The organism is Amycolatopsis sp. NPDC050768, assembly GCF_040654155.1.
Lineage (GTDB): Bacteria > Actinomycetota > Actinomycetes > Mycobacteriales > Pseudonocardiaceae > Amycolatopsis.
This window is the reverse complement of the sequence record NZ_JBFAHL010000004.1, coordinates 113,207-132,719: the sequence shown is the minus strand read 5'-3', so window position 1 is coordinate 132,719 and position 19,513 is coordinate 113,207. Positions and strand designations below refer to the sequence as shown.

The window sequence follows — 19,513 nt, the reverse complement described above, 5'->3', positions numbered from 1 at the left end:
CTTCGCCAAGGGTCAGCGCAGATGTGACCCTGCCGTGGGACGTAACCGCAGCTGTTGCATGGGCAACCCGGCGCTGTGCTCGAGAACTGGCAGCACGTGCTCACACCATCCGGCCGACGCGGCGAGGCGGGTGTGGTGGGCGCGGTAGGCCGCATCATCGTCGAAGCAGTTGATCCACACGACGACGTTCTCCTCTCGCAGGGGCAGCGCCGGGAAGTTGTTGACGGACGGATCGGTGACGAACACCGCGATGGGCACGCCGCCGGCCGCCACGAGTTCGGGGAGGACAGAGTCGAGGACGAACGCGCGGAACGGTTCATCGATCGGCCGGCCGCGATGGACGACGGTAACGCCGACCACCGAGCGTGGCTGTGTGGCGGAATCGCGAGCTGTACCGAACCGCGGATACCCGTCGGCCAGCCGAAGCGGGTTCAGCAGCAACGCGTTGTCCGAGTCGACCATGGTGGCGTTCGCCCGGTCCCGATGCGCCTGCCACACCGGCCCGCCGTAGAAGGCCGGCAGGCTCGCACCGCGGGCGGCCATCGAGTCGAAGCCGCGCAACCACACGAACCGGTCCGGGTCGTCGAGATCGCGGAACTGTCCGACGACGTGGATGTCGACGTCTTCCTGGCCGTCGACGAAATAGCTGTCGAACAGATCGATCAAGGTGTCGCGGCGACCGGGCCGGAGCGTGTACTGCCGCAGGTCGACCACTTCGGAGCGCGGGATGCCCGTCACTTGGCTTCCCGGGTGAAGCGCATCTCCCAGTTGTCCACCCACGTCGTGCCGCCGTCGACGCTGAAAGCCTGCCGCCAACGCGCGGTCGTGTCCGAGATCTCGGACCACACGAACCGCACTCGCACCGGCCGGCCGTCCACCTCGTCGGTGCCGTAGAACGTCCCGACGCCGTCGGTGAACCGCCCTCGCACCGGTGGCTCGAGCCGTCCGACCCGGTTGTTCACCCAGTGGATCGTCCAGTCCTTCCGCTCCTGGTCGTACGTGCGGATGGTGAAGCCGTAGTGGCCTGGCTCGGCGAGGGACACCTCGTCGACGTGGATCGCTCCACCGTGATGGGTGTGCGCGTTCGTGATGCCCTCGAATTCGATCCAGTCCGAAGTGCTGTCGAGCGGTGAGCTCAGCCGCCGGTGCCGCACCTGCCAGGTTCCGGTGAAGAAGTCGAAGTCGTAGGCGGGGCGCCGCTCTGTCTGCGTCATGCGAGCAAGTCTGCTGGCCAACGCTGACACCGTATGGCAGCTTTAGTTCGATGAACCAGTCCGGCGTCCGTTCCGGGCGCCTGCTCTCGATCCTGCTGCTGTTGCAGGCGCGCCGCACCGCCACCGCCCGCGAACTCGCCGCCCACCTCGGCGTCTCGATGCGCACCGTGTACCGCGACGTTGAGGTGCTGTCCCAGATGGGCGTCCCCCTCTACGCCGAGAACGGTCGCGGCGGCGGCTACCGGCTGGTGGATGGGTACCGCACCACGCTCACCGGCCTGACCTCGCAGGAATCTCTGGCACTGTTCCTCATCGGACTCCCGGCGCCGGCGGCCTCACTCGGACTGACCGAACAGGCCCGCTCGGCCGAGGCGAAGCTGCTCGCCGCCCTCGGACCCCGTCACGAAGAGCGAGCGAACCGGCTACGCGATCGCTTTCTGCTCGACCTGCCCGCCTGGTACAGCTACGCGACCACCCCCGCGGCTCTGCCCGCGCTCGCCGACGCGCTGCTGACGAACCGGCGGGTGCACGTGAGCTACTGGCGCTGGGCCGAACCACGCGAAGTGCGCCGGACCCTCGATCCGCACGGCCTCGTCGTCAAGAACGGCGTCTGGTACCTCGTCGCCGCCGACCGCACCCGCGGCACCACGTCACCACTGCGGACCTACCGGGTGAGCAACATCCTGGAACTCCGCACCGAGGACGTGACATTCGAGCGGGTCACCCCATTCGACCTCGCCGAGTTCTGGCAGCACCACCTGACCGACTTCGATCGCCGGCGCCTCACCGCGACAGCGCACATCCGGGTCGCTCCCGAACTCGTCGCACAACTGCCGGACCTCAGCGACAGCAGCCTCGCCGACGCCCTCCGCCACGGCTCTCGCGACGAGCAGGGCTGGGTACTGGCGGAACTGCCGATCGAATCGGCAGCGAAAGGCGCGGTACAGCTGATCGGGTATGGCAGCGATATCGAGGTGGTGTCACCACCTGAGCTTCGCACCGCGCTCGTCGCCTTGGCCAAGGCCGTGCTGAAACAGTACGCAAACGGTTCTGGCCCACGCTATCCGCTTCACCATAGGTTCGCATGACGTCCGAAGGTTGACGCACGACCAGTGGCGCGCCGGGAAGATCGCTGCGTATGGTTGTATTTTTTGACTGTATTGAAAAATGATCAACTGCTAGTGTATTCCATGCGGGGCAAGGGAAATCGGTAAGACCAAACCCGAATTGGCCGTTCACATGGTCACCCGGGCGGCTGGCCGTAAACGGTGAAGACCTGTGGGGCCGACTTGACCCGGAGGCGGACCGGCGGACCGGCGGCCCGGGTCACCCGGCGTTCGGCTTCGGCGTGCACCAGTGCCTCGGCCAGAACCTGGCCCGAGTAGAGCCGACAGAAGTGTTCCGGCGGCTGTTCCGCCGCATCCCGTCCTTGACAGCTCAAGCAGCCTGGCAGGGGAGAGGTCCGCGTCGTGCCTTCGCCGCCCTCGCTGACATCGATCCTTCAAGCACGGCGCCCGCCGCGCAATGCGCCGAGTGGGCTGGGCACTGGGTAGCGGTCGAGGTCGCCGGTTCTGCTCGGACACAGCCGGACAGAACGAGAAGGGCCCCACGCCAGTTTTCGCTGGTCGCGGGGCCGGTTTGCGCCGGTGGCTGGACGACCTCGAGCTCACCCGGCAGGTCATCCGGGTCCGCCGCGGCGAGTACGTGCACACCGTGTACCTCGACGCCGTCACCGCAGAGCTAGTCACTGCCTGGCTCACGGAACGCGTCGTCGACGATCGTCCCGAGTAACCGGTCTTGGACGCCGACCGAGCGACGGGTTCCCGTGTCAGCGCACACCAGATTCCGCGAACCCGTTCACTTTGGCGTTCGATCTGCTCGACGAGACGGTCCTTAGGCCGCGGTGGCGGATTGTAGGGCCGTCTTCCACCGCCAGTAACGGACCACGGACCGCCCCTTCGGTCGTCGCGGTTGGCCGATCAGGTCAGCGCGCACCGCAGGACGATCTCGCCGTCGTCGATCTCACCGGTCGGCTGGAAGCCGAAGCCCCGGTAGAACGGCCATGGTTCGCCCTTTCCTGGTTGGTAACTGGTGAATAGTTCGGTGCCACCGTCCGCCCTGACCAGTTCGATGACTTTGGCCAGCGCGGCGCGCCCGTAGCCGCGGCGTTGGAACTGCGCTCCGACGAGCAGTCGCCACAAGACGTACGAGCCGGCCACGCCGCGCGTGCCTGGGGACACCGCCCAGTTCAGCATGACGAAACCGACGGGCACGTCGTCCGCGTACACAGCGCGATACCAGGGCGACAGCTGTGGTTTCTTGCGTGCCTCCTTCAGTGACTTCTTCACCGATGCGACGAACTTCTTCTGGTCCGGCCGGACACGCACGGCGCATACCTCGTCGCGGTTGTCGTCGGTGATTTCACGCAGTTCGACGTGTGCGGTCACCTGGCCATTATCGCGGTCCGGGGTCCGCCAGTCTTGCCATCCGCCAGTCCCCATGCGAGAGGGGTGAACGTAGGTCGGGGTCGTTGGTCTTCACGCCGGCGCCGAGCACGGCCGAGCCGATGGTGATGACCAGCGTGGCCGTGACGCCGTCGAGGGGCCGGCCGGTCGCCGTCGCGCGCCACTGGTTGACACAAGATCGGCCCCCGACCGAGTTGCGCCTGGTCAGGGGCCGGTTTGTGCTGGTGGAAAGGGGTGCCCCCGGAGAGATTCGAACTCTCACTGGACGGGTTTTGAATCCGTTGCCTCTGCCAGTTGGGCTACGGGGGCGAGCGCGACGAACTTTACGCGATCACCGGTGACGCGCGTGTGGCGGGGCGGGGTGTCGCGCCCGCCACTTCGTGGTGAACGCCATCTTGGGAACTGGATCGTTCCCGGTAGGCTGACCTTTCGCGGGTCACCGCGAGTCAACCGTCCCGCCGAGCCTTCAGGAGGACCCCGGTGACCGAACAGGCTACCGAGGCCAACGGTGCCGCCACCGTGCCGCAGCGTCGGGTGCTCGTCGCCGAGGACGAGGCGCTCATCAGGCTCGACCTGGTCGAGATGCTGCGTGAGGAGGGCTACGAGGTGGTCGGCGAGGCAGGCGATGGTGAAGAAGCCATCAACCTGGCCACCGACCTCAAGCCCGACCTCGTCATCCTCGACGTCAAGATGCCGAAACTCGACGGCATCGAGGCGGCCGCCAAGATCACGAGCGACCGCATCGCGCCGGTCGTCATCCTCACCGCGTTCAGCCAGCGCGACCTCGTCGAGCGGGCCCGCGACGCGGGCACGATGGCGTACCTGGTCAAGCCGTTCGCGAAGCGTGACCTCGTGCCGGCCATCGAGCTGGCCGTGAGCCGCTTCTCCGAGCTGCAGGCGCTGGAGGCGGAAGTCGCGGGCCTCACCGACCGGCTCGAGACCCGCAAGGTCATCGACCGCGCGAAGGGCCTGCTGATGAGCCGTCAAGGCCTCACGGAGCCGGACGCGTTCCGGTGGATACAGCGCACCGCGATGGACCGCCGCACGACGATGAAGGCGGTCGCCGAGGCCGTGGTGGAGAGCATCGGCTAGGCCTCACCCATCCGAGTGGCAAAACGGGCGTGACCAGGGGGTCGCGCCCGTTTTGGTGTGGTCTTCCGTCGCTCTGCGCGGTGCAAGAGGGCAAGTTTGCTACCTTCGAGTCTGATCATGGCTTGCCGCCCCTTCATCAGCCGAGTGGAGTCCCTAGACTGCCAACATCGATCTGGCCGCACGTCAAGTGCTCCGATCGAGGTGCCATCCGAGTACTCAGTGTCATCACCCGGTTGTCATATTGCGACAATCGGGTGGATAACGTCCATTACTGCCGGTGACGACCGTCACGATGTGGATACAAGACCGTGGGTAACTCTGTGCAACACCTCACGGGGCGGCTACTTTCAGCGGCCAGTCAGTTCCCACATAGGGACGAGCCGTTCGCTTCGAACGGTTGGTTGGCATTTGGAGGAAGAGTGCAGAGAGCACGACTCACGAAGATCATCGTGCTGGCGGCTGCGGGGGCCATCTCCCTGAGCGCGTGCGCGGCGCGTACCGACAGCGGTTCTGGCGGAAACGACAGCGGAGCCCCGCAGGCGGCAGCGCCTTCGGCCGCCGCGGACGCCGCCGACCCCGCGGGCGACGGCAAGGCGCAGTGTTCGCCGACCTCCATCGCCTACGCCGGCACCATCAACGGCGCCAACGCGGCCCTCGGCATCAACATCCTGAACGGTGCCAAGCTCGCGGTCGACCAGCACAACAAGGCGAACCCGGGCTGCCAGGTCAAGCTGGAGCAGTACGACACGGAGGGCACGCCCGACAAGGCGCCCGGCATCGTGACCCAGATCGTGAACACGCCGGGGATCATCGGCGTGGTGGGCCTCCCCTTCTCGGGTGAGTCCAAGGCGGCCGGCAACATCTTCAACACCGCCGGTCTCGTCACGGTCACCCCGTCGGCCACGAACCCGACGCTGAGCGAGAACGGCTGGAAGACCTTCTTCCGCGGTCTCGGCAACGACAACACGCAGGGCCCCGCCGCCGCGAAGTTCATGACCGGTGACCTCGCAGCCAAGAAGGTCTGCGTCATCGAGGACGACTCCGACTACGGCACCGGCCTCGCCGCCTCGACGATCAAGGCCCTCGGCCCGGCACTGTCGTGCCAGGACAAGGTCAAGACGAAGCAGACCGACTTCTCGGCCGTGGTCAACAAGATCAAGGCCAACGCGCCCGACGCGGTCTTCTACTCCGGCTACTACCAGGAAGCCGCTCCGTTCGCGCAGCAGCTGAATGACGCCGGCGTCACCGCGAAGTTCGTGGGCCCGGACGGCGTGAAGGACGACGAGTTCGTGAAGGGCGCCGGCGAAGCCGCTGCCAACGCGTACTTCACCTGCCCGTGTGTGCCGGCGGACCAGTTCACCAAGTTCACCGACGCGTACAAGGCCGCCACAGGCAAGGACCCGGGCACGTACTCGCCCGAGGCCTACGACCTCGCGACGATCCTGCTGAAGGGCATCGACTCGGGCAAGACCACGCGTCCTGCGCTGCTCGACTTCGTCAAGACCTACGACGGCCAGGGCATCACGAAGCACTTCAAGTGGAACGACAAGGGTGAGCTGTCGTCGACCACCGTGTGGACCTACAAGGTCGAGAACGGGAAGATCGTCCGCAACACCGAGATCAAGTAGTTCCGGCTTCCGTTCCAGTTACCGGGGTGCGTGTCCGGCGGCTCGATCCCGCCGGACCCGCACCCCGGACCCACATGGAGAACTAGTGTGTCGATGACCCATGACCTGAGCTCGCTCGTCCTCGCGCAGGGCGACAGCTGGATCACCTTCGACGTGAAAGGCTTCCTTGACCAGTTCTGGGCCAACACGATCGACGGTCTTGCCTACGGCAGCATCTACGCGCTCGTGGCGCTGGGCTACACCCTCGTCTACGGCGTCCTGAAGCTGATCAACTTCGCCCACTCCGAGGTGTTCATCTACGGCGCCTACGCGGTGTGGTTCACCTTGTTCGGCCTCGGTTTCCGGCCCGGCGACACGCCTGAGCTGCCGGTCTTCGAGCTGATCGGGTTCTTGCTCCTCGCCTTGCTCGCGGCGATGGCCGTGTCCGGCGGTACGGCGGTGCTCCTCGAACGCGTGGCCTACCGTCCACTGAGGAAACGCGGCGCGCCGAAGCTGGTCTTCCTGATCACCGCGATCGGCGCTTCCTTCGTCCTGCAGCAGATCCTCTTCATCTGGCGCGGCGGCAACGCCGAGCAGGGCATCCGCCTGATGCGCAACGAACCGGTGTTCAAGCTCTTCGGCGCCGACGTCACCAACGTCACGATCATCACGATCATCGCGTCGGTCGTGCTGATGCTCGCCACCAACATGTTCGTGAACCGCACCAAGTTCGGCCGCGGCATCCGCGCCGTGGCGCAGGACCCGGACACCGCGACGCTGATGGGTGTGAACAAGGAGCGCGTCATCACGCTCACGTTCCTCATCGGTGGCCTGCTGGCCGGTGCGGCGGCCCTGTTCTACATGATGAAGGTGCCGCAGGGCGCGTCCTACCAGGGCGGGTTCATCCTCGGCATCAAGGCGTTCACCGCCGCGGTGCTGGGCGGTATCGGCAACCTGCGTGGCGCGCTGCTCGGCGGTCTGCTGCTCGGGGTCGCCGAGAACTACGGCCAGTCGCTCTTCGGCGGAGGCTGGCGTGACGTCGTCGCCTTCGTGCTCCTCGTGCTGGTCCTGATGGTTCGCCCGACCGGTATCCTCGGCGAGTCGCTCGGAAAGGCACGGGTATGACAGTGACCTCGACGCCTACCGCGCCTGCCGCGGCCAAGCGCAGGCGGCCCATCTCGGAGTGGTGGAACAACCTGCCGCGCGTGCAGCAGTGGCTCGTGCTCGTGCCGCTGGTGGTGCTGATCTACCTGCTGCCCGTGCTGAACCCGCCGATCCTCTCCACGCAGCCGGGGTACAACTTCCCGATCGCGATGTTCGAGGTGTCCCGCTACGCGCTGGTCGCCATCGGGCTCAACATCGTGGTGGGCCAGGCCGGCCTGCTCGACCTCGGGTACGTGGGCTTCTTCGCGGTCGGCGCGTACGTGATGGCGCTGTTCACGAGCCCCGACTCGACGTTGCACAAGCTGCCGTTCCTCATCGTGCTCCCGATCGCCATGGTGGTCACGATGATCTTCGGCGTGATCCTCGGGACACCGACGCTGCGATTACGCGGGGACTATCTCGCCATCGTGACGCTCGGGTTCGGCGAAATCGTGCGCCTGCTGGCGGACAACGTCGACCCGTTGCGCGGCAACAGCGGGTTCCAGGCGGTGGGGCACCCACCGGGCACCAACGCCGACGGCAGCGCGTTGTTCAACAACTCCGACGGCACGCCGTGGTACTGGCTGTGCGTCACGGTCATCATCATCGTGCTGTTCCTGGTCGGGAACCTCGAGCGCAGCCGGGTCGGCCGCGCGTGGGTCGCGATCCGGGACGACGAGGACGCGGCCGAGATCATGGGCCTGCCGACGTACAAGTTCAAGATCTTCGCGTTCGTCTCCGGCGCGGCCGTCGGTGGCCTGTCCGGCGCGCTCTACGCCGGGCAGCTGGGCTTCGTGAACAACCAGAAGTTCGACGTCGTCACGTCGATGTTGTTCCTCGCCGCGGTGATCCTCGGTGGGGCGGGCAACAAGGTCGGCGTGCTGCTGGGTGCCATCGTGGTGGCGTACGTGCCGCTGCGGTTCCAGGCGATCGCCGAGTACAAGTACCTGATCTTCGGCCTCGCGCTGATCATCCTGATGATCTTTCGCCCGCAGGGTCTGCTCGGTGCGCGGCAGCGGCTGCTCACGTACGGCAGGCAGGCGTACCAGCGGCTGCTCGGTCGCGGCGAGCAGATCTCGAGTGACGGCTCACTGGCCCCCGAGACCCCGGGAGAGAAGGCATGACCGGCCCTGGCAACGGCCCGGAAGTCCCGGCCGAGGGCGGCCTCGTGGCGGAGGTCGCCCAGATGAACGCGGAGCAGCTCGCCGAGCACGAGGCGGAGGTCGCCGAGGTCGTCGCAGCGGACCGTGAGATCGACGTCGCGGTCGGGCAGACGCTGCTGAAGGTCGACGACGTCACCGTGCGGTTCGGCGGTCTCGTGGCGCTCGACGCGGTGTCGTTCGACATCCGCCGCGGCGAGATCCTGGGCCTGATCGGGCCCAACGGCGCGGGCAAGACCACGTGCTTCAACGCGATGACCGGTGTGTACCGGCCGACCTCAGGCCAGGTGCTGCTGGAGGACAAGCCGCTCGGCAAGGCCTCGCGCCACGCCATCACGCAGCTCGGCATCGCGCGCACGTTCCAGAACATCCGGCTCTTCTCCGAGATGACGGCGCTGGAGAACGTGGTGGTCGGCACCGACGCCCGCCACAAGACCAGCCTCATCGGCGCCCTGCTCCGCACGCCTCGCCACCACCGCGAGGAGAAGCAGGCGATCGAGAAGGGCATGGCGCTGCTGGAGTTCGTCGGCATCGCCGACCGGGCGGCCGACCGCGCGAAGAACCTGCCGTACGGCTACCAGCGGCGCCTGGAGATCGCGCGGGCGCTCGCGACCGAGCCGAAACTGCTGTGCCTCGACGAGCCGGCCGCCGGGTTCAACCCGACGGAGAAGGAAGAGCTCATGGGGCTGATCCGGACGATCCGCGACGACGGCTACACCGTCCTGCTGATCGAACACGACATGAAGCTGGTCATGGGCGTGACCGACCGGATCGTGGTGCTGGAGTTCGGCAAGAAGATCGCGGAAGGGGTGCCCGCCGAGATCCGGGCGAACCCCGCCGTGATCGCCGCCTACCTGGGGGTGCCCGACGATGACGTTGCTTGAGCTGTCCGAGGTGTCCGTCCACTACGGCCGGATCCAGGCCGTGTCGGACCTGTCCATCAGGGTCGACGAGGGCGAGATCGTCACGCTGATCGGGGCCAACGGCGCGGGCAAGTCCACCACGATGCGGGCCATCTCCGGGATCCGGGCGATCTCGGGCGGCACGATCCGCTTCGACGGCGAGGACATTTCGCGGCTGCGCGGTGACCTGCGCGTGGTCCGCGGGATCTCGCAGTCGCCCGAAGGCCGGGGGATCTTCCCCGGCATGACGGTGCTCGAGAACCTCGACATGGGCGCGTATGCGCGCAAGGACCGGAAGAACCTGCAGCCGGACTTCGACCGCGTCTTCGAGCTGTTCCCGCGGCTCGCGGAACGCAAGACCCAGGTCGGCGGCACGATGTCCGGCGGCGAGCAGCAGATGCTGGCCATCGGGCGAGCCCTGATGGCGAAGCCGCGGCTGCTGCTGCTGGACGAGCCGTCGATGGGGCTCGCGCCGCAGTTCATCCAGCAGATCTTCCGGATCATCACGGAGATCAACCGCCAGGGCACCACGGTGCTGCTGGTGGAGCAGAACGCGCAGCAGGCCCTTTCGCGAGCGCACCGCGCGTACGTGCTGGAGACCGGGCGCATCACCAAGTCCGGCACCGGGAAGGAACTGCTGGCCGACACCAGCATCAAGGAGGCCTACCTCGGCGTCGGGTGAGGTAGGAGGCCCTGTGCGACGGCCCCTCGCCCTGGTGGGTGAGGGGCCGTTGTCATGGCAGCGGGCGGGTCAAGCGCCCGGCGGGCGGTCGCGCACGACGCAGGTGAGGCGGGCGGTGCAGGTGCGCCGGCCCTGGTCGTCGGTGAGCACGATCTCCGCGGTGATCGTGCCGCGCCCGACGTGCAGCGGGGTGGCGACGCCGGTGACCGTGCCGGAGCGGACGGCGCGGTGGTGAGTGCAGGACAGCTCGAGGCCCATCGCGGCGCGGTCGGTGCCCGCGTTGAGCGCGGCGACGTACGAGCCGAGCGCCTCGGCGACGGTGGCGTTGGCTCCGCCGTGCAGCAGGCCGTAGGGCTGCAGGTTGCCCTCGACGGGGATCGTGCCGACCACGCGCTCGGGCGTGGCCTCGAGGATCTTCAGCCCGATCTTGTCGTTCAGCTGCTGGTCGGCGGCGGCGGGGTCGATCCCCGCGCGAGTTTCCAGCGCCAAGTCGCCGGCCTGCTCGGTCACGCAATGCTCCTCAACCTATGCGACACGTAAGAGTGTCGGACCCTCACCTTAGACTCGCTCCCGTGAGCCCGAGTGAGAACCGAACCGTAGCGAACGCCACAGCAGCCACGACCACGGCCGAGCGGCCCCGCCTGCTGCTCATCGACGGTCATTCGATGGCCTACCGCGCCTTCTTCGCGTTGCCCGCGGAGAACTTCAAGACGAAGACCGGCCAGGTCACCAACGCGGTGTTCGGGTTCACCTCGATGCTCATCAACCTGCTGCGCGACGAGGAGCCCACGCACCTCGCGGTGGCGTTCGACCTCTCGCGCAAGACCTTCCGGTCCGAGACGTTCGCCGACTACAAGGCCAACCGCAGCACCACGCCCGACGAGTTCCGCGGCCAGGTCGACCTGGTCAAGGAGGTGCTCGACGTGCTGGGCATCCCGTCGCTGGTCAAGGAGAACTTCGAGGCCGACGACATCATCGCGACGCTCACCACGCAGGCCGGCGCGGAGAATTTCGACGTGCTGATCTGTACCGGCGACCGCGACGCGCTGCAGCTGGTCAACGAGCACGTCACCGTGCTCTACCCGAAGCGCGGCGTGTCGGACCTGGTCCGCTTCACGCCCGACGCGGTGGAGGAGAAGTACGGCCTCACGCCGACCCAGTACCCCGACTTCGCGGCGCTGCGGGGCGACCCGTCGGACAACCTGCCGGGCATTCCCGGGGTGGGGGAGAAGACGGCGGCGAAGTGGATCCGGCAGTTCGGCACGCTGGCCGACCTGATCGACCGTGTCGACGAGGTCAAGGGCAAGGTCGGCGACTCGCTGCGCGAGAACCTGACGTCGGTCACCCTCAACCGCCAGCTCACCGAGCTGGTGCGCGACGTGCAGCTCGACCTGGTGCCCGACCAGCTGGAGCTGCGGCCGTGGGACCGCGACGCGGTGCACCGCCTGTTCGACGAGCTGGAGTTCCGCGTGCTGCGCGACCGGCTCTTCGCCACGCTCAGCAGCACCGAGCCGGAGGCCGAGGAGGGCTTCGACGTCTCGGGCGATGCGCTCGCGCCCGGCGCGCTCGGCGCCTGGCTCGCCGCGCACGCCGGCGAGGGCGAGCCGGTGGCGCTCGCGTTCCGTGCCACGGGCACGTCGATCCGCTCCGACCTGCGAGCGCTGGCGTTCGCGTGCGCCGACGGCGAAGGCGCGTACGTCGACGTCACGGCGATGGACGAGGCTGACGACATCGCGCTTGCCGCGTGGCTGGCCGACGAGAAGATCCGCAAGATCGGCCACGACCTCAAGGTGGCGCTGCACGCGGTGCGCGCTCGCGGCTGGACGCTCGCGGGGCTGGTGCTCGACACCGCGCTCGCGGCCTACCTCGTGCGGCCCGGCCAGCGGACTTTCGAGCTCGACGACCTGGCGCTGCGCTACCTGCACCGCGAGCTGCGCTCGGAGGCCGCCGAGGGCGACGGCCAGCTGTCGTTGCTCGACGGCGGCGCCGAAGGCTTGGAGCAGAAGGAGATCTCCGACGAGCTGGTGAAGGCCCGCGCGATCTTCGAGCTCGCCGGCGCGCTCGGCAAGGAGCTGGAAGACCTCGGCGGGGCGAAGCTGCTCGCCGAGCTGGAGCTGCCGCTGCTCGAGGTCATCACCGAGCTGGAGGCCGCGGGCATCGCCGTGGACGTGGAACAGCTCACCGAGCTGGAGGCCCACTACCTCAGCCGTGTCACGCAGGCCGCCGAAGAGGCGTACAAGGTGATCGGCAAGCAGATCAACCTCGGTTCGCCGAAGCAGCTGCAGGTCGTGCTGTTCGAAGAGCTCGGCATGCCGAAGACCAAGCGCACCAAGACCGGCTACACCACCGACGCCGAGGCGCTGCAGAGCCTGTTCGAGAAGACCGAGCACCCGTTCCTGCAGCACATGCTGGAACACCGCGACGCCACGCGGCTGCGCACCACCGTCGAGGGCCTGATCAAGTCGGTCGCCGACGACGGGCGCATCCACACCACGCTGCAGCAGACCATCGCCGCGACCGGGCGGCTGTCGTCGGTCGACCCGAACCTGCAGAACATCCCGGTGCGCACGGAAGAAGGCCGGCGCATCCGCGACGCGTTCGTGGTCGGCGAGGGTTACGTCGAGCTGATGACCGCCGACTACAGCCAGATCGAGATGCGGATCATGGCGCACCTGTCGAAGGACGAGGGCCTGATCGAGGCCTTCAACAGCGGCGAGGACCTGCACACGTTCGTCGCGTCGCGCGCGTTCTCCGTGCCCGCCGAGGAGATCACGGCGGAGCAGCGCTACCGCGTCAAGGCGATGTCCTACGGTCTGGCCTACGGGTTGTCGGCTTACGGGCTTTCGCAGCAGCTGCGCATTTCGACCGAGGACGCGAAGTCGCAGATGGAGGCGTACTTCAACCGCTTCGGCGGCGTGCGCGACTACCTGCAGTCCGTGGTCGGCGAAGCCGGGAAGACCGGCTACACCGAGACGATCTTCGGGCGCCGCCGCTACCTGCCCGACCTCACGAGCGACAACCGCCAGCGCCGCGAGATGGCTGAGCGCATGGCGCTCAACGCGCCGATCCAGGGCAGCGCGGCCGACATCATCAAGGTCGCGATGCTCAACGTGCACCGCGAGCTGGTCAAGGCGAAGCTGCGCAGCCGCGTGCTGTTGCAGGTGCACGACGAGCTCGTGCTGGAGGTCGCCGAGGGCGAGCGCGCCGAAGTCGAAAAGCTCGTGCGCGAGGGCATGGGGTCGGCCTCCCACCTGGCCGTGCCGCTGGAGGTTTCGGTGGGCTACGGCCGTTCGTGGAACGAAGCGGCGCACTAGAACTCCGAACGGACCAGAAAGGCTCCTTCCCCGCGGGGAAGGAGCCTTTTCGGTTACTTCGCGTCACTAACGAAATCACCGGGTCGGGCAGGGGGAGAACCCGGGTGCCGGTGCAGGTGATCTTGAGTCGCGACAACGCTGAGCTTCGCCCACGGGGTCCCCGGCCAAGGGGGATCGGAGAAAGGACGGCGAACGATGGCGAGTGAACTGCAGAGACGCAAGATCTCCACGGTGTTCGGGGCGATGGACGTCGACGGCGACGGATTCCTCACCGAGGCCGACTTCCAGGCGCTCACCGACCGTTGGACGAAGGCGCGCGGCCTCGCTCCCGACTCGCCCCAGGCGGCGCGCCTGAGCGAGATCATGATGGGCTGGTGGACCACGCTGCTTGCCGCGTCCGACATCGACCGCGACGAGAAGGTGACGCTCGACGAGGTCCTGCTCGTGGTGGACCAGTTGGGGGACATGCCCGACTCGGTGCGCGGCACGGCGGCCGCGATGTTCGAGGCCATCGACGAGAACGGCGACGAGCGCATCTCGCGCGAGGAGTACCGCCGGCTCATCGAGACCTGGAACGGCACGGCCACCGACACCGACACGGTCTTCCCGGTCCTGGACCTCAACGGCGACGGCTACCTCACGGCCGACGAGTTCACCGAGCACTGGCTGGAGTTCTGGGCCGGCGACAACGCCGACGCCCCGGGCACCTGGGTGTTCGGCCGGTTCGACCTGCCCCTGGGCGTCCGCTGACGACCCGCGTGCCGCGGCCGCACCTCCGGCGGCCGCGGCACGCGGACGGGGAGACGTGATGTACGAGATCTCCGATCTCACGGAGAACGGCGCCGCTTCCGGTGCCGGCCTCTGGCTCCACCAGGCGGCCCTGGCCTGGCGCGCCGCGCTCGACGTCCGCCTGCGCCCGCTGGGCCTCACGCCCACGCAGTTCCTCCTGCTGTCCGTGGCCGCCCGCCTCGAGCGCACCGCCGGCCCGGCCACCCAGCAGGAGGTCGCCGAACACGCCGGTGCCGACCGCATGATGACGTCGAAAGTCCTGCGGGCGCTGGAAGTCCGCGGCCTGCTCACCCGCACCGCCCACGAACGCGACGCCCGCGCCGTCCGCGTCTCCCTCACCCGCTCGGGCCGCGACCTGGCAGCCGACGCCGCGGCCATCGCAACCGCGTTCGACAGCGCTTTCTTCGGCCCCGCCGCGGAGCGCCTCGCCCGCGAGCTCCGGTCCGTCGCCGAAGTCCGGGGAAGGTCCGGACCACTGACGGCGGAGGAAGCGTTGCCGACGGCGCCGAACGGGTGAGTGCGCTGGTCCGGGGTGGTCCGCTTTCCCGCAGCGGGCCGCATCGGGTTCGCCGGGCTTGGACGACGGGCTCGCTAAGACCGGCGTGGAAATGCAGCTCGAGATCAAGCTCAAATGGCGCCGGCGTGCGTGAGGCCGCAGATCCTGTGTGGACAGTCCGGCTCAGAACAGCGTCGGTGGTCCCACCGGCATCGGCTCGGCGAGGGGCGCCAGTTCGGGAACGCGCGCCCGCACCTCGTCGTGGAAGCGGCGGGCCAGAAGCAGCGCGTCGGCGTTGTCCGGGGTGTGGAGGAAGACCGTGGGTGAGCGGCCTTCGCGCAGCCAGTGCACCACGGCGTCGGCCCAGGGGCGCCAGCCGGCGGCCGTCTCGTCGGGGTCGTCGCGGCCGATGTAGCGGACGACGGGGTCGGCGGTCAGGGCGCGGATCCGCCGGGGCATGCGGGGCTTCTTGAGCCACGCCTCCTGCTCGGCTTCGGATGTCGGCGGCTGGGAGAACAACACCGTGGTGTCGAAGGTGATCCACTCGGCGCCGGCGCCGGCGAGGACGCGTTCCAGGGCCTGGGCGGCGCGCGCGTCTTCGAAGAAGGCGCGGTCGCGGACCTCGACGGCGTAGCGGTACTCGCGGGGCAAGCGCCGCAGGAAACCCGCGAGGGCGCCGAGGGCCTCCGGCGAGAACGACGGCGGGAGCTGGATCCACAGCGTGTGGGCGCGCTCGCCCAGTGGCTCGATCGCCGCGAGGAACGTGGCCAGTACCGCGTCGACGTCGCCGAGACCGCGTTCGTGCGTGATCGGCTTCGGCAGCTTGAGCACGAAGCGGAAATCGGCGGACGTCTGCTCGGCCCAGGTCTCGACCGTGGTGCGGGACGGCGTGGCGTAGAACGTCGTGTTGCCCTCGACCGCGTTGCACCACGTCGCGTACGCGCGGAGGCGCTCGCGGGGTGCCAGGGGGTGCGGCAGGAGCCGGCTCTGCCAGGGCGCGTGCGTCCACATCGCGCAGCCGACGTGGAGTTTCACGCGGGCGAGCTTAGCGGGCGCGCCGGGCGCCTCCGTGAGGTGATTCACCCGGGTCACCCGCCCGGTCAGCGGTACCCGCGTCACGGCCGCCTCACTTAGCGTGACACGCGCAGGTGTCGATCGATAGCGGAGGACCGAGAGATGATCAAGCGGCTCTTCAAGTTCGTCATGCGCCACGGCTGCTGCGCCGCGTGCACCGGCAAGGGCTGCGGCTGCTGCGCCAACTGCGGCTGACCCGGCGCGCGAAAGAACAGTCCGGGGTCTCAGCCGCGGCCGAGGCCCCGGATCAGCACCATCACCGAGTCGCGCACGTCGGCCCGGGTGCGGGCGGGCTGGAAGACCTGCCAGTCGAGCGCGACGACCAGCATCGTCCCGAACAGGCCAGCCGCCGCGGTCTCGATGGCGACGCCCGCGGGCAGCCGGCCGGCCTCGTCGAGGCGGTGCAGCTGCCCCTTCACGATCGAGATGATCTCTTCGCGCAGCAGCGCCAGCGTGTCGTGCCACTGGCCCGGCGTGCGCCACAGCTCGCTCACCACGATCTGCGAGAACCCCGGGTACTCGGCGATGAACTGCAGCGTCGTGTCGACCTGCGCTTCGATGACGTCGAGCGGCTCGCCGTCGGTCACAGCCGCGCGCAGGCGCCCGGCCAGCAGGTCGACGCCGAAACGGAGCAGGCTGTCGACCAGCCCGTCCTTGGACCCGAAGTTGTAGTACACCGTGCCCTTGGCGACGCCGGCCTCGGTCGCGATCTCGTCCACCGTCAGCCCCACGAGGCCCCTGCTGGCCGAAAGCCGCAGGGTCGCCTCGAAGAGCTTCCGCTTGGTCGTCTCCCTCACAGGCTGAGCTCGGGTTTGAGCGCCGACACCGTCCAGACCCGGTGCTTGCGGGCCGCCAGCGTCGACAGCACGATCCCGCCGACGAGGTAGGCCAGCAGCACCCCGACGTCACCGAGGATCTGCAGCGACGCGCCGGAGTAGAGCAGGTGCCTGAAGCCGTCGATGGCGTAGCCCATCGGCAGCACGACGTGCAGCGGGTAGAGCGCGTCGGGGATCGTCTGCCACGGGAACGTGCCGCCCGCGCTCACCAGTTGCAGCACCAGCAGCACCAGCCCGAGGAACTTGCCGACGGCGCCGAAGAACGCGTTGAGCGCGTGCACCACCGACGTGAACGCCAGCGAGACGAGGATCGCGAACCCGATCGCGCCCAACGGGTGCGCGATGTGGATGCCGACCAGCCACGTCACCGCGGCGAACAGCACGATCACCTGCGCGATGCCGAGCACGGCCGACGACAGCCAGCCGCCGAGCGCCACCCGCAGCGGCGCGGCGCCCGCGGTGAGCGCCCGCGTGGACAGCGGGCGGATGAGCAGGAACAGCACGAACGCGCCGATCCACGTGGCCAGCGAGATGAAGAACGGGGCCAAGCCCGCGCCGTACGTGCCCGCGGAGGCGACGCCGTTGGCCGTGACCGCGACCGGGTCGGCGATGGTGTTCGCCGTGGCGGTGCGCGTCGGGTCGTCCGGGTTCGGGATCTGCGACAGGCCCGAGGACAGCCCGTCGCGCAGCTGGTTCGCGCCGCTCGCGAGCTGGTCGGTGCCCGTGACGGCGGTCTTCTCCCCGTCGTCGAGCTTCGCCGCGCCGTCCCGTAGCTGGTTGGCGCCGTCGGACGCCTGCGCGATCCCGCTGGTCAGCTGCGGCGTGGCCGAGGCGAGCTGGTGCGCGCCGTCCGACACTTGACGGGCACCGCTCGCCAGCTTGGCGAGGTCGCCGTTGGCCGACTGGATCTTGGTGTTCGCCTGGTCGACGGGCGAGCGCAGCTGGTCGAGCTGAGCCAGGATGCTGTTGACCTGGGTGTCGGACAGGCCCGCGTTGTGAAGGTCGGTGTCGAGCTGGGTCCGGTAGCCGTCGAGCTTGCCCTGGATGTCGGCCGACGCGGACGCGGCGAGCGAGGCGGCGTCGGCCACCTGCTGGTTGCCGTCGGCGACCTGGCCGGCACCGGTCGCGAGCTGCTGGGTCTGGCTCGGCAGCTGCGCGGTGCTCGTCTTCAGCGTGTTCAGCCCGGTCGCGAGCGTGCCGGAGCCGGTGGCGAGCTGGCTCGCCCCGTCGGCGAGCTGGTGCTGGCCGGTCTGCAGCTGCGCGGCGCCGTCGGCGAGCTGCTTCGCGCCGTTGGCGGCGTCGGAGATCTTGCCGTAGATCGTGGAGAAGCCCACGAGGAACCGGTCGGCCGCCTCGCCGCCCACCTTCTCGGCGATGGTCTTGCGCACCTGGTCGGCCACCTGCTTCGCGATGGTCCCCGCGAGGTAGTTGTTGGCGTCGTTGGTGGTCAGCGTGATCGTGGCCTGCTGGGGCGTGAAGTTGCCCGACGACAGCAGCGCGGTGGAGAAGTCGCGCGGGATGCCGATGGCGAAGGAGTACTTGTCGTCGCGCACGCCGTCGCGGGCGTCCTTTTCGGACACTTCGTGCCACTGGAAGGTGCCGGACTTCGCGAGTTCGTCGGTCACCTCACGCCCGACGTTGCGCGTGGCACCCGTCGAGTCCTTCGCACCGGCGTCGCTGGTGAACACGGCGGCGGGCAGCTTGTCGAGGCGGCCGTACGGGTCGTAGTTCGCGTACAGGTAGAAGGACGCGTAGAGCAGCGGAACCAGCACGAGCGCGGCCATCGCCAGCTTCGGCAGCGTGCCGGCCGAGAGCCGGCGCAGTTCGTTGAGGGCGATGCGGAAGGCGTTGAGGCCGCCGGCGCGCTTGTCGGGGGCGGTCATGCCGGTTCTCCTTCAGCGCTGACGTTTGCAGCGACGGGCTTTTCGACGACGGGCTCTTCGGCAGCGGGCTTTTCGCCGGTGGGCTCCTCGATGCGGGGGAGCAGGCGCACCGGCCCGGGCTGGTCGGTCGACCCGATGCGCGCCGGGGGGTACGGGAGGGCGGACGCGGGTGTCGTCGCGGTGAGCACGGCGACGGCGAGGCCGCGCTTCGCGTGCTCCTCGGCGACCGCGGTCCACGTCTCGACGAGGCTCGTGTGCCGGTCGGGGGTGTCGAGCACGAGCACGCGCACGCCGGTGCGCTCCGCGGCCAGCTCGGCGAGCAGCCGGGTGCGCAGCGCGGGCTCGAGGTTCTCGAAGCGGGTGCCGGCGAAGGGGGCGGCGTCGTGCTCGGTGAGCCAGCGCGCCACGTCCTCCTTGCCTGCGGGCCGGTGCGCCAGGGCGAGCTCCTCGCCGGCGACCACGCGCAGCGGCAGCGCCTCGTCGGGCTCGCTCACGCCCGGGGCGTCGACCACGGCGACGAGGTCGCGCAGCAGGCCGGGGACGTCGGCGGTGACCGTGCCGGTGCTCGGCTTGACGCGGCCGGCCAGCGCGAGGCCGAGCGCGGTGATCCCGACGCCGGGCTCGCCGTGGACCAGCGTCACGTAGCCGTCCTCGACGGTCAGCGAGGTGGGTGGCAACAGTGTGCCGTGGGGGCCCTCCAGGGACACCCGGTCGGCTCGTACCTGCACGGGGACACTCCAATTTCTCCACTGACCGGACTTTTGAACTGACCGGTCAGTGCAAAAACCTAGCGCACATGATCAACGGGCGGCAAGGCGGGTGGCCGCACGTCACACGACCGGGGTGGCGGTGTCCC

General features: G+C 68.8%; 19 protein-coding genes, 1 tRNA gene and 1 pseudogene. 12 read left to right on the top strand and 9 right to left on the bottom strand.

Going from position 1 to position 19,513, the window contains the following annotated elements; translation table 11 throughout:
• Positions 1 to 12: 12 nt before the first annotated feature.
• Together AB0H62_RS13675 and AB0H62_RS13670 are read right to left on the bottom strand one after the other, a co-directional pair.
• Positions 13 to 738 carry an NIPSNAP family protein gene (locus tag AB0H62_RS13675; RefSeq protein ID WP_360586161.1) on the bottom strand — a complete coding sequence of 242 codons (726 nt, stop codon included), beginning with the start codon at positions 736 to 738 and terminating at the stop codon, positions 13 to 15.
• Positions 735 to 1,214 carry a hypothetical protein gene (locus AB0H62_RS13670; protein WP_220242053.1) on the bottom strand — a complete coding sequence of 160 codons (480 nt, stop codon included), beginning with the start codon at positions 1,212 to 1,214 and terminating at the stop codon, positions 735 to 737. The genes AB0H62_RS13675 and AB0H62_RS13670 overlap by 4 nt, the downstream gene beginning before the upstream one ends.
• Positions 1,215 to 1,264: 50 nt before the next feature.
• Between AB0H62_RS13670 and AB0H62_RS13665 the strand changes: the two genes are divergently transcribed.
• The 3 genes and pseudogenes from AB0H62_RS13665 (at position 1,265) to AB0H62_RS13655 (ending at position 3,005) form a co-directional block, all read left to right on the top strand.
• Positions 1,265 to 2,302, top strand: a complete 1,038-nt coding sequence (locus AB0H62_RS13665) for a WYL domain-containing protein (RefSeq protein ID WP_220242052.1) — start codon at positions 1,265 to 1,267, stop codon at positions 2,300 to 2,302.
• A gap of 239 nt (positions 2,303 to 2,541) precedes the next feature.
• A pseudogene (locus tag AB0H62_RS13660) lies at positions 2,542 to 2,646 on the top strand (cytochrome P450); the annotation flags it as partial.
• Between the two features lie 206 nt (positions 2,647 to 2,852).
• Positions 2,853 to 3,005, top strand: coding sequence for a hypothetical protein (locus AB0H62_RS13655; protein WP_220242051.1), 153 nt, complete (start codon positions 2,853 to 2,855; stop codon positions 3,003 to 3,005).
• A gap of 188 nt (positions 3,006 to 3,193) precedes the next feature.
• On the opposite strand, the gene AB0H62_RS13650 is transcribed toward AB0H62_RS13655, so the two are convergent.
• Together AB0H62_RS13650 and AB0H62_RS13645 are read right to left on the bottom strand one after the other, a co-directional pair.
• A complete protein-coding gene (locus AB0H62_RS13650) occupies positions 3,194 to 3,661 on the bottom strand; it encodes a GNAT family N-acetyltransferase (RefSeq protein ID WP_220242050.1) in 468 nt (155 codons plus the stop codon).
• A 253-nt stretch (positions 3,662 to 3,914) separates the two neighbouring features.
• Positions 3,915 to 3,988, bottom strand: a tRNA-Leu gene (locus tag AB0H62_RS13645).
• Between the two features lie 171 nt (positions 3,989 to 4,159).
• On the opposite strand from AB0H62_RS13645, the gene AB0H62_RS13640 reads away from it, so the two are divergent.
• The 6 genes from AB0H62_RS13640 (at position 4,160) to AB0H62_RS13615 (ending at position 10,265) form a co-directional block, all read left to right on the top strand.
• Entirely contained in the window at positions 4,160 to 4,771 is a 612-nt protein-coding gene (locus tag AB0H62_RS13640) for a response regulator (RefSeq protein ID WP_220242049.1), read from the top strand.
• A gap of 449 nt (positions 4,772 to 5,220) precedes the next feature.
• Positions 5,221 to 6,399 (top strand): branched-chain amino acid ABC transporter substrate-binding protein, encoded by a 1,179-nt coding sequence (locus tag AB0H62_RS13635; RefSeq protein ID WP_220247859.1) that lies wholly within the window; start codon positions 5,221 to 5,223, stop codon positions 6,397 to 6,399.
• A 93-nt stretch (positions 6,400 to 6,492) separates the two neighbouring features.
• The gene (locus AB0H62_RS13630) at positions 6,493 to 7,503 is read left to right on the top strand and encodes a branched-chain amino acid ABC transporter permease (protein ID WP_220247858.1); all 1,011 of its coding nucleotides are present in this window, start codon (positions 6,493 to 6,495) and stop codon (positions 7,501 to 7,503) included.
• Positions 7,500 to 8,645: a branched-chain amino acid ABC transporter permease gene (locus AB0H62_RS13625; RefSeq protein ID WP_220242048.1), complete on the top strand. Its 1,146-nt coding sequence runs from the start codon at positions 7,500 to 7,502 to the stop codon at positions 8,643 to 8,645. The genes AB0H62_RS13630 and AB0H62_RS13625 overlap by 4 nt, the downstream gene beginning before the upstream one ends.
• Entirely contained in the window at positions 8,642 to 9,565 is a 924-nt protein-coding gene (locus tag AB0H62_RS13620; protein ID WP_220242047.1) for an ABC transporter ATP-binding protein, read from the top strand. Before AB0H62_RS13625 ends, AB0H62_RS13620 begins: the two co-directional genes overlap by 4 nt.
• Positions 9,552 to 10,265, top strand: a complete 714-nt coding sequence (locus AB0H62_RS13615; protein WP_220242046.1) for an ABC transporter ATP-binding protein — start codon at positions 9,552 to 9,554, stop codon at positions 10,263 to 10,265. Before AB0H62_RS13620 ends, AB0H62_RS13615 begins: the two co-directional genes overlap by 14 nt.
• Positions 10,266 to 10,334: 69 nt before the next feature.
• Here AB0H62_RS13615 and AB0H62_RS13610 read toward each other — a convergent pair whose 3' ends face one another.
• The gene (locus tag AB0H62_RS13610) at positions 10,335 to 10,775 is read right to left on the bottom strand and encodes a hotdog fold thioesterase (protein ID WP_220242045.1); all 441 of its coding nucleotides are present in this window, start codon (positions 10,773 to 10,775) and stop codon (positions 10,335 to 10,337) included.
• A gap of 62 nt (positions 10,776 to 10,837) precedes the next feature.
• On the opposite strand from AB0H62_RS13610, the gene polA reads away from it, so the two are divergent.
• The 3 genes from polA to AB0H62_RS13595 all read left to right on the top strand — a co-directional run bounded on the left by polA (position 10,838) and on the right by AB0H62_RS13595 (position 14,885).
• Positions 10,838 to 13,579, top strand: a complete 2,742-nt coding sequence (polA, locus tag AB0H62_RS13605; protein WP_220242044.1) for a DNA polymerase I — start codon at positions 10,838 to 10,840, stop codon at positions 13,577 to 13,579.
• Between the two features lie 195 nt (positions 13,580 to 13,774).
• Positions 13,775 to 14,329 carry an EF-hand domain-containing protein gene (locus AB0H62_RS13600; protein ID WP_360586154.1) on the top strand — a complete coding sequence of 185 codons (555 nt, stop codon included), beginning with the start codon at positions 13,775 to 13,777 and terminating at the stop codon, positions 14,327 to 14,329.
• 58 nt (positions 14,330 to 14,387) lie between these two features.
• On the top strand, positions 14,388 to 14,885 hold the full coding sequence (locus tag AB0H62_RS13595; RefSeq protein WP_360586153.1) for a MarR family transcriptional regulator: 498 nt from the start codon (positions 14,388 to 14,390) through the stop codon (positions 14,883 to 14,885).
• Between the two features lie 162 nt (positions 14,886 to 15,047).
• Here the strand turns inward: AB0H62_RS13595 and AB0H62_RS13590 are convergent, their stop codons facing one another.
• The 4 genes from AB0H62_RS13590 to AB0H62_RS13575 all read right to left on the bottom strand — a co-directional run bounded on the left by AB0H62_RS13590 (position 15,048) and on the right by AB0H62_RS13575 (position 19,385).
• On the bottom strand, positions 15,048 to 15,875 hold the full coding sequence (locus AB0H62_RS13590; protein WP_360586643.1) for a DUF72 domain-containing protein: 828 nt from the start codon (positions 15,873 to 15,875) through the stop codon (positions 15,048 to 15,050).
• 287 nt (positions 15,876 to 16,162) lie between these two features.
• Positions 16,163 to 16,735 (bottom strand): TetR/AcrR family transcriptional regulator, encoded by a 573-nt coding sequence (locus tag AB0H62_RS13585; protein ID WP_220242041.1) that lies wholly within the window; start codon positions 16,733 to 16,735, stop codon positions 16,163 to 16,165.
• Positions 16,732 to 18,657, bottom strand: coding sequence for a YhgE/Pip domain-containing protein (locus AB0H62_RS13580; RefSeq protein WP_360586150.1), 1,926 nt, complete (start codon positions 18,655 to 18,657; stop codon positions 16,732 to 16,734). The genes AB0H62_RS13585 and AB0H62_RS13580 overlap by 4 nt, the downstream gene beginning before the upstream one ends.
• Complete coding sequence (locus AB0H62_RS13575) at positions 18,654 to 19,385, bottom strand: ABC transporter ATP-binding protein (protein WP_360586148.1); 732 nt, start codon at positions 19,383 to 19,385, stop codon at positions 18,654 to 18,656. The genes AB0H62_RS13580 and AB0H62_RS13575 overlap by 4 nt, the downstream gene beginning before the upstream one ends.
• Between the last annotated feature and the right edge of the window lie 128 nt (positions 19,386 to 19,513).

Coding starts and splice junctions, on each gene's coding strand:
- AB0H62_RS13600 (WP_360586154.1), top strand. CDS start 13,775: ATGGCGAGTGAACTGCAGAGACGCAAGATCTCCACGGTGTTCGGGGCG.
- AB0H62_RS13630 (WP_220247858.1), top strand. CDS start 6,493: ATGACCCATGACCTGAGCTCGCTCGTCCTCGCGCAGGGCGACAGCTGG.
- AB0H62_RS13590 (WP_360586643.1), bottom strand. CDS start 15,875: ATGTGGACGCACGCGCCCTGGCAGAGCCGGCTCCTGCCGCACCCCCTG.
- AB0H62_RS13615 (WP_220242046.1), top strand. CDS start 9,552: ATGACGTTGCTTGAGCTGTCCGAGGTGTCCGTCCACTACGGCCGGATC.
- AB0H62_RS13580 (WP_360586150.1), bottom strand. CDS start 18,657: ATGACCGCCCCCGACAAGCGCGCCGGCGGCCTCAACGCCTTCCGCATC.
- AB0H62_RS13670 (WP_220242053.1), bottom strand. CDS start 1,214: ATGACGCAGACAGAGCGGCGCCCCGCCTACGACTTCGACTTCTTCACC.
- AB0H62_RS13595 (WP_360586153.1), top strand. CDS start 14,388: ATGTACGAGATCTCCGATCTCACGGAGAACGGCGCCGCTTCCGGTGCC.
- AB0H62_RS13625 (WP_220242048.1), top strand. CDS start 7,500: ATGACAGTGACCTCGACGCCTACCGCGCCTGCCGCGGCCAAGCGCAGG.
- AB0H62_RS13665 (WP_220242052.1), top strand. CDS start 1,265: ATGAACCAGTCCGGCGTCCGTTCCGGGCGCCTGCTCTCGATCCTGCTG.
- AB0H62_RS13620 (WP_220242047.1), top strand. CDS start 8,642: ATGACCGGCCCTGGCAACGGCCCGGAAGTCCCGGCCGAGGGCGGCCTC.